Origin of the sequence: Photorhabdus sp. RM323S (genome assembly GCF_042879375.1) — a bacterium.
GTDB lineage: Bacteria > Pseudomonadota > Gammaproteobacteria > Enterobacterales > Enterobacteriaceae > Photorhabdus > Photorhabdus tasmaniensis.
Window position 1 is genome coordinate 1 of sequence record NZ_JBHFKZ010000043.1, and the last position, 15316, is coordinate 15316.

8 protein-coding genes are annotated in these 15316 nt (G+C 44.1%); all 8 read left to right on the forward strand.

Annotation, left to right across the window (positions count from 1 at the left end):
* Positions 1–449 (forward strand): HNH/endonuclease VII fold putative polymorphic toxin (locus ACGF7G_RS16180; protein WP_387466810.1); only part of this gene is annotated, 449 nt, incomplete at its 5' end.
* A gap of 9 nt (positions 450–458) precedes the next feature.
* A complete protein-coding gene (locus tag ACGF7G_RS16185; protein WP_036814391.1) occupies positions 459–839 on the forward strand; it encodes a hypothetical protein in 381 nt (126 codons plus the stop codon).
* 973 nt (positions 840–1812) lie between these two features.
* Positions 1813–3159, forward strand: a complete 1347-nt coding sequence (locus ACGF7G_RS16190) for an ISNCY family transposase (RefSeq protein WP_387466811.1) — start codon at positions 1813–1815, stop codon at positions 3157–3159.
* A gap of 1276 nt (positions 3160–4435) precedes the next feature.
* Positions 4436–7705 carry a pullulanase-type alpha-1,6-glucosidase gene (pulA, locus tag ACGF7G_RS16195; protein WP_387466812.1) on the forward strand — a complete coding sequence of 1090 codons (3270 nt, stop codon included), beginning with the start codon at positions 4436–4438 and terminating at the stop codon, positions 7703–7705.
* A 308-nt stretch (positions 7706–8013) separates the two neighbouring features.
* The gene (locus ACGF7G_RS16200) at positions 8014–9474 is read left to right on the forward strand and encodes a DUF3375 domain-containing protein (RefSeq protein WP_387466813.1); all 1461 of its coding nucleotides are present in this window, start codon (positions 8014–8016) and stop codon (positions 9472–9474) included.
* Positions 9475–9534: 60 nt separating this feature from the next.
* Positions 9535–10443, forward strand: coding sequence for a DUF4194 domain-containing protein (locus ACGF7G_RS16205; protein WP_387466814.1), 909 nt, complete (start codon positions 9535–9537; stop codon positions 10441–10443).
* Positions 10436–13834, forward strand: coding sequence for an ATP-binding protein (locus tag ACGF7G_RS16210; RefSeq protein ID WP_387466816.1), 3399 nt, complete (start codon positions 10436–10438; stop codon positions 13832–13834). Before ACGF7G_RS16205 ends, ACGF7G_RS16210 begins: the two co-directional genes overlap by 8 nt.
* Positions 13831–15027, forward strand: coding sequence for a DUF3322 domain-containing protein (locus tag ACGF7G_RS16215; RefSeq protein ID WP_387466818.1), 1197 nt, complete (start codon positions 13831–13833; stop codon positions 15025–15027). Before ACGF7G_RS16210 ends, ACGF7G_RS16215 begins: the two co-directional genes overlap by 4 nt.
* Positions 15028–15316 lie beyond the last annotated feature (289 nt).

Genomic DNA, 15316 nt, shown 5'->3' on the forward strand with positions numbered 1-15316 from the left:
CCGAAGACCCCACGGGCCTCTGGGGTGGTGAGAATCCGTATGCATACGTCAAAAATCCCACAGGATGGATTGACCCACTCGGGTTAGCCGGATGTCTAGGGACTAAGAACAAGAAAACGACCTATGAAGGGAAAAGTCGTCGTGATGCGCTACGGCAGGCCAAGAGAGATTCGGGAATCCCTAATAGCCAGCATCCATTTGAAATATCCAAAGCTAAATTGAAAGATGGTTATGGTGATTTTATTCGTGATTCCAAAGGCGTTGCGATTGAAGCACGGCAATATCATTTTAAAGATAAAAATGGTTCTACGGTAATTATTCAAGAACACAGCTTAGGGCACGCAAAAGCAACACCTTTACATGGAGCAGAGCCTCATTTTAACGTCAGGCCACCCGATAACTTGAATACAGGTGATGTTCCGGGAACTCATGGTCACTATAACTTTTAGGGAAATAACATGAACATTATTGAAGTCATAAATAACAAATTCTTAACTTCACTTTTTCCTGAAGGATTAAAAGATGACATTCTTCTTGGACAAGTTGGACTCGATATAGCAGATCAGGTATCACTAAATATCCATGTAACACAAAGACCAGAAAAAGAAGTCGCTAAATGGGGAGTATGGGGGAAAGATTATAATGTCATTGTTATTAAAATCATTGGTCAGTTTTTGAGAAAAGTTGAAATAGTTAACTGGCAAAAGATCACTTCATCCGAATTAATTTTTTTAGAAAAAGGTGATTTTTACTCTTTCAATCTCAAAGGAGACGAGTGGAGTGTTTCTTTGGAGTTGGAAGCCTTAACGTTCCAACGATGTGATATATATAGTAAATAATGTTTAAGCCGGAAAGATCTCCATGATCTTCCGGCTCTTTTATCTAGTTCCCATTCAGCACATTAAACATTCTGTCTTTATAGTTACGTTCATAACCCGGTAAACTGGATAGATCGGTCGCGGTAGGAATAGCCGTTACCGGCTACCCCCCGCACAGATCCGGACGTGCGCGACTAACGCATCCGGCTCCTACCTCGGGTGTTTGGCGTAAAAGCGCTGAAAGGATAAGGATGCACAATTCGGGGGGACGGTATCCATTTATTCACCAGTGACGGGCCGGTGCTGACTCTGGGCTATAACCTGAGCGGGCAGCTGACGGAAATTACCTGTACCGATGAAAGTGTACGTAAAAGAATATTATCCAAATAGATGGGTATCAAACGTTTTATCGTCAGTTATTTAACAACGTCAGGAAAGATAATAAATGAATATAATCCGCGTTCGTTAAACATAAAACACGATATCCGATGATGATTAACCTTAAAAAAAGCAGGTGTTAAAAGGGATAAAAACAACGGTTAAAACTTTATACCCATTAAATCCATCAAGTAAAAAAACGATTTCCGATAACAGGTTAACTGTCATCATCATTTAAAAACGCGAATACCAAATCATTAAACCTTTTATATCAAAAACGGATTTAACGCAATAAATGTAACTTTTAAAAATAACCATTAATGGCATTTAATCTAAAATCATTAACCATTAATCCAAAGTTGAAAAGAAATCGCACGTAAAATAACATTACCCGAATAAACGGATATTAAAGCGCTTTCCCAGCAGTTATTTAACAGCATCATAAAAGATAAAAAGTGAATATAATCCACGTTCGTTAAACATAAAACATGATATCCGATGATGATTTGTAGCAGCAATATAGTAATGTCACTTTTTAGCCATTTAGAAATGTCACTTTTTGCGGCATAAAGGATAAAACCTTTTCTGCAACAAGGACATTCGGATGTTGGTGACTATGTCAGATAAAGAATTACGCCGTATTAATGTCATTCAAGCCGTTTGTGAAAAACGGCTCAGGCGGCGCGACGCTGCCGGACAACTGGGATTGACCGAACGACAGGTTCAGCGGCTTGTTAACCGCTATCGGGGCTCAGGCGCAGCCGGACTAACCCACGGCCACAGAGGAAATCAGGGCAACCGTTGCCTGCCGGAGTCTTTGAAATTGCGGGTACTGGCTCTGGTACGGCAAAATTACAGTGATTTCGGGCCGACACTGGCCGCTGAAAAACTCAGAGAACGTCATGATATTGTGGTTTCCGTTGAAACTCTCCGCAAATGGATGACCGCTGACGGCCTCTGGGTGCCTTACGTCAGACGCAAGCCGCGCATTTACCAGCCACGTAACCGGCGTGATTGTCTTGGTGAGTTGATCCAAATCGAGGGTTCCCCTCATGACTGGTTTGAAGGTCGTGCTCCGAAATGCTGCCTCCTGGTCTTTATTGACGATGCGACCGGTCAGTTGATGCACCTGCGCTTCGGGGAAACTGAATCTGCATTCGATTATATGCTGGCAACCCGTGAATACATTAACAAGCACGGTAAGCCTCTGGTGTTTTACAGCGATAAACACGGCATATTCCGGGTCAATCACCCGAACGGCGCACTGACGGGAACAACTCAGTTCGGACGGGTACTTCATGATATCGGTGTCGATCTTATCTGTGCCAACAGCCCGCAGGCGAAAGGCAGGGTCGAACGGGCTAATCAGACGCTTCAGGACAGGCTTATCAAAGAAATGCGCCTGGAAGGTATCAGCAGTATTGAGGAAGCCAACGCCTGGGTTGAATCCTTTATCAGTGACTTTAACCGCCGTTTTGCCCGCGCGCCCCGCTACCCTAAAAATCTGCACCGGCTGGTGACTGAAAGTGCTGAAGAGCTGGATGATATGTTCGCCTGGCAGGAAACCCGGAAACTCACCAAATCACTGACCTTCCGTTATGACAAAATGATTTATCTTGTTGACCCGACAGAAGAAAACTCACGTATTGCCGGTGAAAATATCATGGTCTATGACTATCCGGACGGCACCTTAGCCTTTAAATACGGCCACCGCGCACTGAGCTGTCAGGTCTTCGATAAACTGGACTGTATTGACCAGGGGAAAATTGTCGATAACAAACGCCTCGGTACGGTACTGAAACTGGCACAGGACAAAATGGACGAGCTGGAGCGTCAGGATAAGCGGAGCCGGAGTAAATCCATGCCAAGACGCAGGGCACAGGCCAGAGTTCAGGAGCAACTGAGAGCCGTCAATCCGGTACTGGCCAATCCTGAGGAGTTCAGAGCCAGCTTACGGAGATAAAATCCTTGTTCTTCAGAATAAAAGTGACATTACTATTTTGGAGAACAAGGTGACATTTTAAACTTGCAATAACATGATTAAACTTAACAAAAAACAGGTGTTAAAAAGGATAAAAACAACGATTAAAACTTTATACCCATTAAATCCATCAAGTAAAAAAACGACTTCCGATAACAGGTTAACTGTCATCATCATTTAAAAACGCGAATACCAAAGCATTAAATCTTTTATATCAAAAACGGATTTAACGCAATAAATGCCATTTTTAAAAATAACCATTAATAGCATTTAATCGAAAATCATTAACCGTTAATCCAAAGTTGAAAAGAAATCGAACGTAAAATAACATTACCCGAACAAACGGATATTAAAGCGCTTTCTAGCCAGTTATTTAACAGCATCAGAAAAGATAAAAAATGAATATAATCCACGTTCGTTAAACATAAAGCACGATATCCGATGATGATTAAACTTAATAAAAATAGGTGTTAAAAGGGGTAAAACAATGGTTAAAACTTTATACCCATTAAATCCATCGAGTAAAAAACGATTTCCGATAACAGGTTAAATAGGTTTTCATAATAGTGATACACCCATTTTTACTCTTCCCGATTTTTGCTGTTGTCATGATGCGGCGTTCCATGAATACTTTTACATGTTGAAGCCATTGCCACATAAATTGACATCGGACTGAGTTCCCTCCAGTGATCTACTCTTTTGAAATCTTATTTACATGAGAAATAACTTTGGTTTTAATATTGAAATTGTCCAGGCTGAAACATTTAAGCATGGGATGTTGAGGTTTTTTAGGTAACGAACTTCGCATTTGGTAATGATAGGCGTTTTTAATAAACTGCGTCAACGGTAGGTTTTAATTAATTTTTAGAAAATAGGTTCTGGCTTCCTTTTGGGAAAATTAGTAGAGAATTTTTTATGACATTCTCTATTAATGTTAGATACGAAATAGTTCTTTAAAGGAAAAGTGAGCATTGGTAGCGAGGGTAAAAGTAAAATAAAACCGGGGCGAAATAATATCATCAGCATGGAAAATACATGGAGTAATACATATAAAACTCACATCAGCCTTATGTAATAAAAGATTATTACATTATTATTGTGCGCGATATCACGAAAAAGCGTCTCCTCCTAACTCCTACTCCCTATCAGTATCAAAATTAGGAGGATGCTGCTTTATCTGAGACGTTATTTAATATTTCCAATTTAATTCATTCACAATAATATCGTCGATAATTTCTTACAATTAAAAGGTCTGATTATGGTAGTTCACTTCTTGAAAAAGGCTTACTCGGCCATATTAAGTGGTTCATTCGTTTTGCTGGCAGGCTGTGATAACAATGGTTCTTTACCTAATCCCCCTAAAGAACCGATAGCACATCTCCCTATCAAGATACCGGATGAAGCCGCCCGTGCCGGCGATCTTCAGGCCGTGATCCACTTGGTGGACATTGATAAATTAAGTCAACGCGATCCAACAACAAACCGTGATTACAGTACCAATACCCTCTACCTATGGAACGATGAAAGCTGTGATGCTCTGGCTTCTCCCTCATTGAGTTGGAATGATTTCAGTGCAATTCCTACAGGCAGCGATAGTTATGGCCCTTATTGGGTTGTGCCGTTAAACAAAAACGAGGGTTGTATTAATTTTATTGTGCGTGATGGCAACAACACTAAATTGATCGACAGTGACCTGAGAATTTCCTTCTCCGATTTCAGTAACCGTACCATTTCTGTGATACCCGGCAGTGATCAAATCTATAGTAGTCGGGCGGAAGCCTTTGAATCTGTGTTCGGTGTTTCCCAGGCTTCGGCACACTGGATCGACAATCAAACACTGTTGTGGTCAGGTGGAGCAGATAAGCCTTATGTCCGCTTATATCATAGCCGGAGCAAAGTCGTAGCCAATGACCAAGGAAACTTCACCGATAGCTATTTGGCATTAACACCGACCACCTTGAGCCAGAAAACGGCTGAACGATTCCCGCACTTGCAGAAATTAACCGCGTTCCGCCTGCCAGAAGAGACAGATATCGAGACATTACTCGCCGGTGATCTGGTCGCGTTAGCGACCAATAAAGAAGGTTTGTTATTATCGGCGACTCAAGTACAAACAGCCGGCGTGCTGGATGATCGTTTTGCCGACACAGCTGATACGCTGGAATATGGTGCGTTGATCAACGATGCAGATGTGACCTTCCGTTTGTGGGCACCTACTGCTCAGAATGTCGGGTTGGTTATCTATAATGCAGATAAACAGGTAATCAACAATTACGCAATGAACCGAGATCCTGCTAGTGGCGCTTGGTCATGGCAAGGAGATAAGGCGCTGGTTGGTGCTTACTACCGTTATGCCCTAACGGTGTTCCATCCACGTTCCCGTAATGTGGAACACTATGAGGTCACTGATCCCTATTCCCACAGTTTATCCACCAATTCAGAATACAGTCAGGTAATCAACCTGAATGATGAGGCACTGAAACCACAAAACTGGGATAGCTTGATCATGCCACGTTCGCAAAGTACACAGGCGGACATTGCGCGCATGGCCATATATGAAGCTCATGTCCGTGATCTCTCCGTTGCAGATAGCACGGTGCCAGAAGACTGGCGTGGTAAATATCTGGCTCTGACCGCTAACAACAGCGATATGTTCAAGCATCTTAAGGCACTGAGCCAGGCCGGAGTCACTCATATGGAGCTGTTGCCAGTATTTGATTTGGCTTCCGTTAATGAATTTAGCGACCAAGTGGCTGATCTTAATCATCCATTCAGTCGTTTGTGCCAGGTCAATACAATGGTGAGAAACAGCCGCTTTGCTGATTACTGTAATAGTTCACAAACCGTGGGTGAAGTGTTGCAGGAGTTACGGAGCGGTGATAGCGCCAGTAATCCACAGGTACAAGAGCTGAATGCGATGATTGCAGAAACTGACTCCTACAACTGGGGCTATGATCCGTTCCATTACTCAGTACCGGAAGGCTCTTATGCCACAGATGCGGAAGGTTCGGTACGTATAAAAGAGTTTCGCGCCATGATTCAGGCCATCAAGCAGCAACTGGGAATGAATGTGGTCATGGACGTAGCGTACAATCACACCAATGCTGCTGGTCCAACAGAAAGATCTTCCGTGTTGGATAAGATAGTCCCTTGGTATTATCATCGCTTGAATGAAATCAGTGGTAATGTTGAGTCCAACACTTGTTGCCACGATACGGCGCCAGAGCACCGCATGTTCGCTAAACTAATCGAAGACTCATTGGTTACTTGGGTTAAGGACTATAAGATCGACGCGTTCCGATTTGACTTAATGGGCTTTCATCCCAAGGTACAGATGTTATCGGCGCTGGCAAAAGTGCGTGCGATTAACCCATCGGTCTACTTCTTTGGTGAAGGTTGGAATTCCGGGCAGGGCGACCGTTTCGAAATCGCTTCACAGATTAATCTTAAGGGGACTGGGATTGGTACTTTCTCTGATCGACTGCGTGATGCAGTACAGGGTGGTGGACCGTTCGATTCCGCTGACAGCATTCGTATAAACCAGGGAGTGGGTAATGGTGCCGGAACGTTACCTAACGAACAGACTTGGTTAAATACTAACGAAGTGCGTCATCTGGCGGATCTGGTACGTTTGGGTATGGCGGGCAATCTGGCTGATTTCGTGTTGATCGATAAAGATGGGGCGGTGAAAACCGGCAGAGAAATTGACTACAAAGGGGCTATAGCCGGTTATGCTGCCGATCCAATTGAGGTGATCAATTATGTATCTAAACACGATAACCAAACATTATGGGACATAATCAGCTACAAAGCTGCACATGAGGCGGATCTGGCAACCAGAGTTCGTATGCAGGCAATATCCCTCTCTACGACATTCCTTGGGCAGGGGCTGGCCTTCGCTCAACATGGATCGGAACTATTACGTTCTAAGTCTTTTACCCGTGATTCTTATAATGCCGGCGATTGGTTTAACCGTGTCAGCTACGCTTACCAAGACAATAACTATGATGTTGGTATGCCGGGCCGGCGTGATGATGGTGAAAATTACGCATTGATTGAACGAGTAAAAAATGTAGTGGATAAACCAGGCCAAACTGAGTTATTGCAGATGACTGCTTTTTACCAGGAACTGTTGCGCCTGCGTCAATTTTCACCACTGATGACGCTCGGTGATGGTGCATCGGTTAAGCAACGTGTTGATTTCCATAACACTGGGCCGCATCAGCAGCTTGGGCTGTTCGTGATGACTATCGATGACGGTTCTGTTACCAGTGATGACCGCGATTTACGGTTCGACGGCCTTGTCGTGATGATCAATGCAGCACCACATACGGCTACAGTGAGAGAGTTTAAGGTCAGAGGATTAAAGTTGAACGATATTCAAAGCGAGCTGGGCAGCACCTCGCTGGCGGCCGGTATCAGAATAGCAGAAGATGGCGTGGTCACGTTGCCGGCTTGGTCGGTAGCGGTGCTGGTTTTACCACAGGATGGCGTTCGCGGTACTGGTTTACCTGTCCGCAGGAAGTAACGCGGAATTTTCTACTGTTTGCATCGGGGCGGTTTGTCCAGACCGCCCATCTTTAGCTTGAAAGGCTACTCCTACCGCTTTCTTCACAAAATGGATGGCTTTTATAAGCTTAATTCTTTCGCTGATCACCGCATTTAATCGTTTTAAGAGTCAATAATAGGCGTTGACACAATAAAAAATATGATGATATGGTTTTTATTTGATTGTGAATCATACAAAATTCTTAGTGGTGGCTTTTTGGAAAGGGTGATGACGGGCCAGTACTCATTTAATCGCTTTTTACTCATAATCACACAGATGGAGGCAAGTTGAACTTCCAAGGGTTACAGGCAAAGTACCGCCGTCTATTTCAGGAAAGTGCAGCCTGGAAACTGTTAAGAGCTGATAATTCCCCTTTAATTTTGGCATTTTTTGGGGAGTTATTTTCGGAGGATAGTGAAGTCCCTTTTAGTCGTGCCCGCGTGTCACTTGATGCAGAGCTGGTACGCTGTCGTGAACTTGGTCTTTGGGAAACGGAAACGGGTGCTGGCACTTATCTCAATAAATGGATTCGGGAAGGCTGGTTGCGTGAGATGGATGACACATTAACTAAAACGGATGCCAGTGAAATTGCGCTCCGTTTTAGCCAGGGACTTGATGAGCGCAGTTCAGGAACTACTGCGTCTCATCTTCGAATTGTTCAGGAAGCGGTCAGGGACTTTGCGGTGGCGATTAGCCCAAATATCGATGAGCGTGTCACGCTTTTGGAAGATAGAAAATCCGAAATTCAAAGAGAGCTTGATGCCCTGAAGGCAGGCATTGTAACCGAACTGACCGAGGTTGAGCAGCGGGAAAGAATTCGTGAGATCTACCAGTTGGCTTCTGTTTTAACGGGTGATTTCCGCCGTGTTGAAGATGAAATTCGTCGGTTAGATCAGGAAATTCGTATTCAAATTATTGAGGGAGACTCCACCAGAGGAGATGTTCTTCTTGCTGTTTTAGAAAAAGAAGCGCTGCTGGCTAAAACGGATGCCGGTAGTGCGTTTGAAAGCTTTTTTGATTTGTTATGTGATCAAAATAGAACTATGGAGCTGCGGGATCAGCTTCGAAGCATTTTAAATCGCCCGGTCGCAGAACACTTAAGTACCCCGCAACGGCAATTCTTAAGTCAGCTCATGCGAGAATTGAGCCGCGAGAGTGACAGAGTTTTTCAAATCAGACGAAGAACGGAAGAGAGCTTGCGTGCTTACATAGAGAGTGGCACTGCTCAAGAAAATCGTGCTGTTGATAGATTGCTTGGTCAATTGGAACGACTTGCTGTTGAATTGAAGAATGCTGATTGCGACTTGCAAACAACAACAGCTCTTTCATTGCCCGTTGGGGCGGCAAGTATTAGCTCTCCCGAAAGCATGCTCCTTAAATCACCTGATGAAAAGCTGGATACCTCAGGTGTTGAAGAGCAGCTTAACTCTCGAGAACCGAGTATACAGATGCTGGATTGCCTTGATGCTGTTCAAATCCGATTGATCGCTGAGAGGGCGCTAGAAACGTTAAAAGAGTTTGGTCCAATGACGGTTGCATCTATTGCACATTATCACCCGCTTAATTCAGGGCTGGAAGAGCTAGTTGCCTATTTGCGGGTTGCGAAATCTGTCGGAGCTGCATTATTGGAAGAGAATGAATCAATTGAAATTAGTGACAAACAGGGAGTTAGCTTGCGGGTGTCTATCCCCACTTTTCTTCTGAGTGCCGACCTGTTTCCAGACAGTTTGGATGAATTAGTTCTGTAATGGTGAATAGCGTAATGGTGAATAGAAAGTGGCTGTAGATCTCATAGTGTGGGGGTTGGAATGCATAAAGACAAAAAGCTGAATAAAGATAATGGTACCCCTGCAACCCTCGGGAAGTCTGATTCAGATCCTCAGAAAGAGCAGCAAACAGGGTTCTTCGATCAGTTGATAAAACATCATACTCAATCAGGGTATAACCCACTTACAGGCACATCCGCCGTTGAATCTGATGTTGCTACCAATAAAAGTTCATCCGTTGAAGTTGATGATGTGTTAGTCAGTGATCACTCTGAACGTTCAAATAGTGGTATGCCGCCTGATGCGCGCCGGGTGCTGGTTAGCTTGCTGCGTCAGGGCGTTATATTATCTTCGCAGAAAGCCAAGTTGTTTGAATCGCTTTGTCGATACCAATGTGCTGTACGCAAACATCTGTCAGAAGTCTATTTGAAGCTGGTTTTAGATGAGAAAGCGGGTGTTGCCTTTATAGCCGGTTTTCAAAATGAGGAAGATACCGAATCATTGGGTATAGATGATGAAGAGGTTGTATCTCTGATTAGCCGAAGGACGCTCTCTTTATACGATACGTTGTTGCTGTTAGTGCTGCGCAAACACTACCAGGATCGGGAAACATCGGGTGAGCAAAGGATTATCATTGATATCGAGCGTATAGAATCCCATCTGACACCGTTTTTACCGCTGACAAACAGTACTAAATCTGATCGGCGAAAACTCAAGGGGGCTCTTGAGAAAATGGTGACGAAAAAAATATTGAGTTCGGTGCGGGGAAGTGAGGATCGCTTCGAGATTACACCGGTGATCCGCTACGTAGTCAGTGCTGAATTTCTCGAAAGTATGCTGAATGAATACCTGAAAATGGCGGATGAGAAGGGTATTGAGCTAAATAAAAATGGCAGCAACGCTGTTGATTATCAAGACGAAGAGGAGGAAGCAGGAGATGAAAATGACTGATCAAACTCTTTCGGCTGATTCATTATTTAATGTTGGTCAAATCAGATTAGCCGAACTTTCAGTTTATAACTGGGGGTCATTTAACGGCTTGCATACCGCGTTGATCGATCCTATGGGAACTTTGGTCACTGGAGATAACGGCGCGGGAAAATCGACGTTTATTGATGGCCTTATGGCTTTGCTCCTTCCTGCCGGAAAGGCAACCTTTAATGTGGCTGCGGCGCAGGGTGATCGTTCTGACCGGACTTTACTTTCTTATATGCGTGGAAGTTTTGGATCTGCCCATGATGGAGCGGGTACGAGAGTCAGAAGTAAGCGTGAATCTGGAGTGGTGACTGGGCTTAGAGCTTTATATCAAGGGGATGACGGCTCAAAAATCACGCTTGCGGCACTTTTCTGGATCACTAAATCGACGAATGTGCTTGCGGACGTGACGCGAGTTTATATTGTTGCCAAAAGAGACCTGACTCTTAAAGAAATGCTTAATGCCTTTGGGGAAGGTAATGCCCGATCATTCAAGCAATGGCTCCGTGATGACCCGGCAATTACATGCTGTGATGATAATTTTTCCGATTATCAGGAGCTGTACCGAAAGCTTCTGTATATGGACAATAAGAATGCGCCTGCATTGTTGTCGCGGGCGTTGGGTTTGAAAAAAATTGATGATTTAACCGGGTTGATTCGTGAATTGGTACTTGAACCGAGTACAGTCAAAGATGATGCCAAAAAGGTAGTGGAAGAGTTTGCTGATCTGGTGGCAATTCATAGTCAATTAGTGGATGCAAGAGCCCAACAGGTGCATTTATCTAAATTACCTGAACTCAGCTCAATTATCGAAAAAACAACGAAAGAATTTGAGAAGCTGACGGTCGAAAGAAATAGTCTTCCGGTCTACTTTGGGGAAATCTTCGCACAATTGTGGAGTGAGAAAATTGCCGATATTGAGGCTGAACTTGAAGCACTATCCCTCGAAATTAAGCAAGCTGAAGGGCATAAAGTCGATGCGGATAAGCTGGTTGAACGAAGACATGAGGAATATCTTCAGTTTGGCGGGGATAAAATAGAGTCGCTTCGAAAAGAAATGGGTCATACCCAAGATCAATTAAATCGGGTGGTTCGAATTTCGTCGCAATATCAAACTCATGCCAAAGATCTGGCTCTCCCTGTTGTATTAGAGGAGGCTGTATTTCTCAAAAATCAATCCGAAGCATCAGCCAGGCTTGCCAGTATTCAGCGTGACGAAGAAGAGTATCAGGATAGGTTTGCCACCATCAGTGCCAAATTCAGTGAGTTGCAAGCAAATATCCATGATATCTCTCAGGAAATTCGGGAAATCGAGGCAAGGCCGGATTCTAATATTGATGTGAAATATCAGCAACTGCGGGATGAACTGGTTAACTCCTTAGAATTAAGTAAAGACCAATGTGTATTTATCGGTGAGCTTATCGACGTTGAAGATCATGAAAAGATATGGCAAGGCGCGATAGAGAGGGCGTTAGGCGGGTTACGAACAACACTGGCTGTGCCATATGATTGTTATTCGATGGTGACTCGCTGGTTAAATGCCCGGCATACGGGTTTACATGTACGTGTTCAAGTTGTGGATGATGCTGCGACTCACCGGGGTAAACCAGCGGAGTTTAGGCCTGATGGTTATCTAAGGAAATTAGTATGGCGCACTCACCCTTATCGGGAGTGGCTCAAGCATCACTTGCAGAGATTTGACCTGCAATGTGTTTCGAATACGGAAGAATTGGATCAAACCCCGTTTTCGATGACACAGCAGGGATTAATGCACATGGATAAGGGGCGCTTTGAGAAAAAAGATCAGCACCGGATAGATGATAGAAGACGCTGGTGTCTGGGTTTTTCAAACAAGTCACGTTTAGCCATTCTTAATAACGATAAAAAAGATTTAGGCTTGAAACTGGAGGAAACCGGAAAAAAGGTGAGCCAGGCCCGTCAGGATTTGAATGCTGTTTCTGATCGTAAAATACTTTGGGAGAAGCTCAAAAGTTACCGTTGGGATGATATTAATGCTCCTTATTGGCATGAAAAGCTTTCTGATTTGCAGGCTGACCTTAAGGTGTTAGAACAGTCAGGCGGTGATCTGGATAAGGCCAGAGAGCGTTGGGAATCGGCTAAAGAGCAATTGGCTCAAATTCAATCGGCATTAAATCAACTCAACTCTGATTCTGGTGGCGTTAAAAATACGCTGAGAAATGCACAAGAAGAATGGAACAAAGCGCAGGCAAAAGCGGAGAGGGGATTACCTGATTCAGCCAAGCAGTTACTTGCGATTCGGGTTGGCGTGCTTAATACAAACGATTTAAGCCGGATGGCTGAATTGGTGTCGAAAGTTGAAGAAGATTTGGATCGTCTATTAGATTCTAGCCGGAACAATAAAGACAGAGCGGAAAGATCAGTCATCAGCATTATGGTTTCGTTCAGGTCTAACGATAAATGGCAAGTCTTCACAGTTGACTGGCAAAGTGATATTGGCAGCTTACCTGATTATCTTAATCATTTACGACAACTGGAAGAGGAAGGGCTTCCCAACCTTGTGGAGCAGTTTATTGAACGTTTGAATAAGCATGCAACGCAGTCGCTGGCGCGGATTAAAACTAAGCTTGAATCTGAACGGGAAGATATCCTTGAGCGGATTGACATTATTAACCGGGTCCTCAAGCGTACAGAGTTTCGATCAGGTACACATTTAAAGCTGGGCTCAAAGAGGGAGAAATTTCCGCATGTTAATGAGTTTGAACAGCATCTGCGTAAGGTGCTTAGTCAGGTAACCAGTGATGACCATGAAGCACGGTTCCGTCAGTTGGCTAAAGTCGTTGAGATCCTTGGGAAAGCCAGTGCGCCAGGCTCCTCAAATACATTGGAAAGTTTAAGGCTGCTTGATCCCCGTTATCAGATGTCATTTTATGCCGAAGAATTGGATATCAATACGGGTGAGATTCGTGATGTATTGGAGTCATCCAGTGGAAAGTCTGGAGGAGAAAAAGAGTCATTCGCGGCGACTATTGTCGCGGCAAGTTTGGCCTACGTTTTGACGCCGGTTGGCTATGATCGGCCTGTTTACTGTACTGTTTTTCTGGATGAAGCGTTCTCGAATACGGCCGAAACGGTAAGCCGGCGTGTGCTTAGGGTGTTTAGGGAACTGCATATTCACGTTAATTTGATTACACCTTATAAAAACCTGAATTTGGCGAGAGAATCGGCCCGCTCGTTGCTCATTGCAGAAAGAGACCAGGAAAACCACGACAGCCATTTATGTGAAGTCACCTGGGAAGAAATTGACCGGAGAATGGGGGAAGAGAAGGAGAAAAAGTTAGCTGCCGAGGCTGCTGGTTTAGGTATCGAACTTGAGAAACGGGTATGAAAAGGGAGCAGAATGGGGTGCGCTGGGGGTTATTACCGGCGCAGGTTAACAACCTCATTAGGCAACGTGAGTGGGATAATCTTTCCTCACTAAAGGCTCGATTACTGGGCAGCAAAGCATTCCCTGTTCGCGTTGGTTTGAAACCCCCCAGAGGCAGTTCTGCCATATCAGATATGGTTCATTTTCAGCGATTTGTTGAAGAGTGGAAATCATTTCCCTATCAAGACGTTGTGGAGTGGTCTTCTAAAAATTTCCGGGATCTGTCTGAGCAGCGAATTCCGACTTTTGTTGTCATTGAATCGATGCAAAATTTGATTCAGTTTTTAGGGAATAATGCCCTTTCCCGAAGTAAGTTGTGGGAAAGAAATATGAAGCCATTCTTGCGGGTTGATAAAGATCTCTATCCTGCATTGGTTAATTGTATAGATATTGTGGAAAAACTCTCTCTGAGAGATGCGGAATTATTGGCAAAGCTTCTCCCGCAATTAAAGCAAGGCTTGGGGGAAGGGCAATATTTAAGGGCATTACCCCTCATTGGTATTGATACTAAGTTTCTTGAGAACCACCAAATCCTGATTGAAGAGCTGACCGATGTGATTCACAAAGGTGCCGTTTCAGCATTTGGAGGTCTTACTGCTTGGTTGGGTTGTTTAACAAATCCCAAGGGCTGGTTAACCATCAGACCGCTTTGCCATACGGCGACGGCTGCGCTTGGTGGAATTCCGATACTTCAAATACCGGGTGAATTACTTAAACAGCACGAACTTCCAGCATCGAATATATTAGTCGTCGAAAACTTACAGTCTGGTTTGGCGTTACCCGACATGCCTGACACAGTAGCGGTGATCGGAGGAGGGAAAAACGTTGCCTGGATGGATGCGGCATGGTTGAGAGGCAAGCGTGTAGGGTACTGGGGAGATATTGATACCTGGGGTTTGTCTATTCTCAGTGACGCCAGAGACAAGTTTGTGGATATTGAATCTTTGATGATGGATGTTGAAACCGTTAAAGTTCATGAAGATAGAATGGTTCCTGAACCAAATCCAGTTGAATCCAATCCTTCATCGCTAAATGAAGATGAAGCAAAGTTGTTTAATTACCTCATCTCTGACCGGTTCCAGTCTTCACGTTTGGAACAGGAGCGTCTTTCATCTGATTACATTAGAAACAAACTTATAGATTGGCTGTCTTAACTCGGAAGCGACCAAGCGCACTGTGTTTTCTGTTTATCAGGAATTATCACTTTCCTGGCGTATGTCGAAACGGTGCGTGATCAGATTGGCAAACACCTGACTTGCAGCGCTTCGATATGCGCCGCTGCGCCACAACAGCACGGCGTTGCGCTGCGGCAACGGAGGTTGAATGGCAATTCAACTATTGGAAAATACTATAGAGATGATAGTAATTCGATCTTTGACGCTATAGAAAAATTCGTTCATTCTTCATCCATCAGCTTTCTTATCGATCACGATGGAGTGAAGA

What these genes read in the sequence shown, in the direction of transcription:
- ACGF7G_RS16190 (WP_387466811.1), top strand. Translation starts at nt 1,813, where the DNA reads ATGTCAGATAAAGAATTACGCCGTATTAATGTCATTCAAGCCGTTTGT.
- pulA (WP_387466812.1), top strand. Translation starts at nt 4,436, where the DNA reads ATGGTAGTTCACTTCTTGAAAAAGGCTTACTCGGCCATATTAAGTGGT.
- ACGF7G_RS16205 (WP_387466814.1), top strand. Translation starts at nt 9,535, where the DNA reads ATGCATAAAGACAAAAAGCTGAATAAAGATAATGGTACCCCTGCAACC.
- ACGF7G_RS16215 (WP_387466818.1), top strand. Translation starts at nt 13,831, where the DNA reads ATGAAAAGGGAGCAGAATGGGGTGCGCTGGGGGTTATTACCGGCGCAG.
- ACGF7G_RS16185 (WP_036814391.1), top strand. Translation starts at nt 459, where the DNA reads ATGAACATTATTGAAGTCATAAATAACAAATTCTTAACTTCACTTTTT.
- ACGF7G_RS16210 (WP_387466816.1), top strand. Translation starts at nt 10,436, where the DNA reads ATGACTGATCAAACTCTTTCGGCTGATTCATTATTTAATGTTGGTCAA.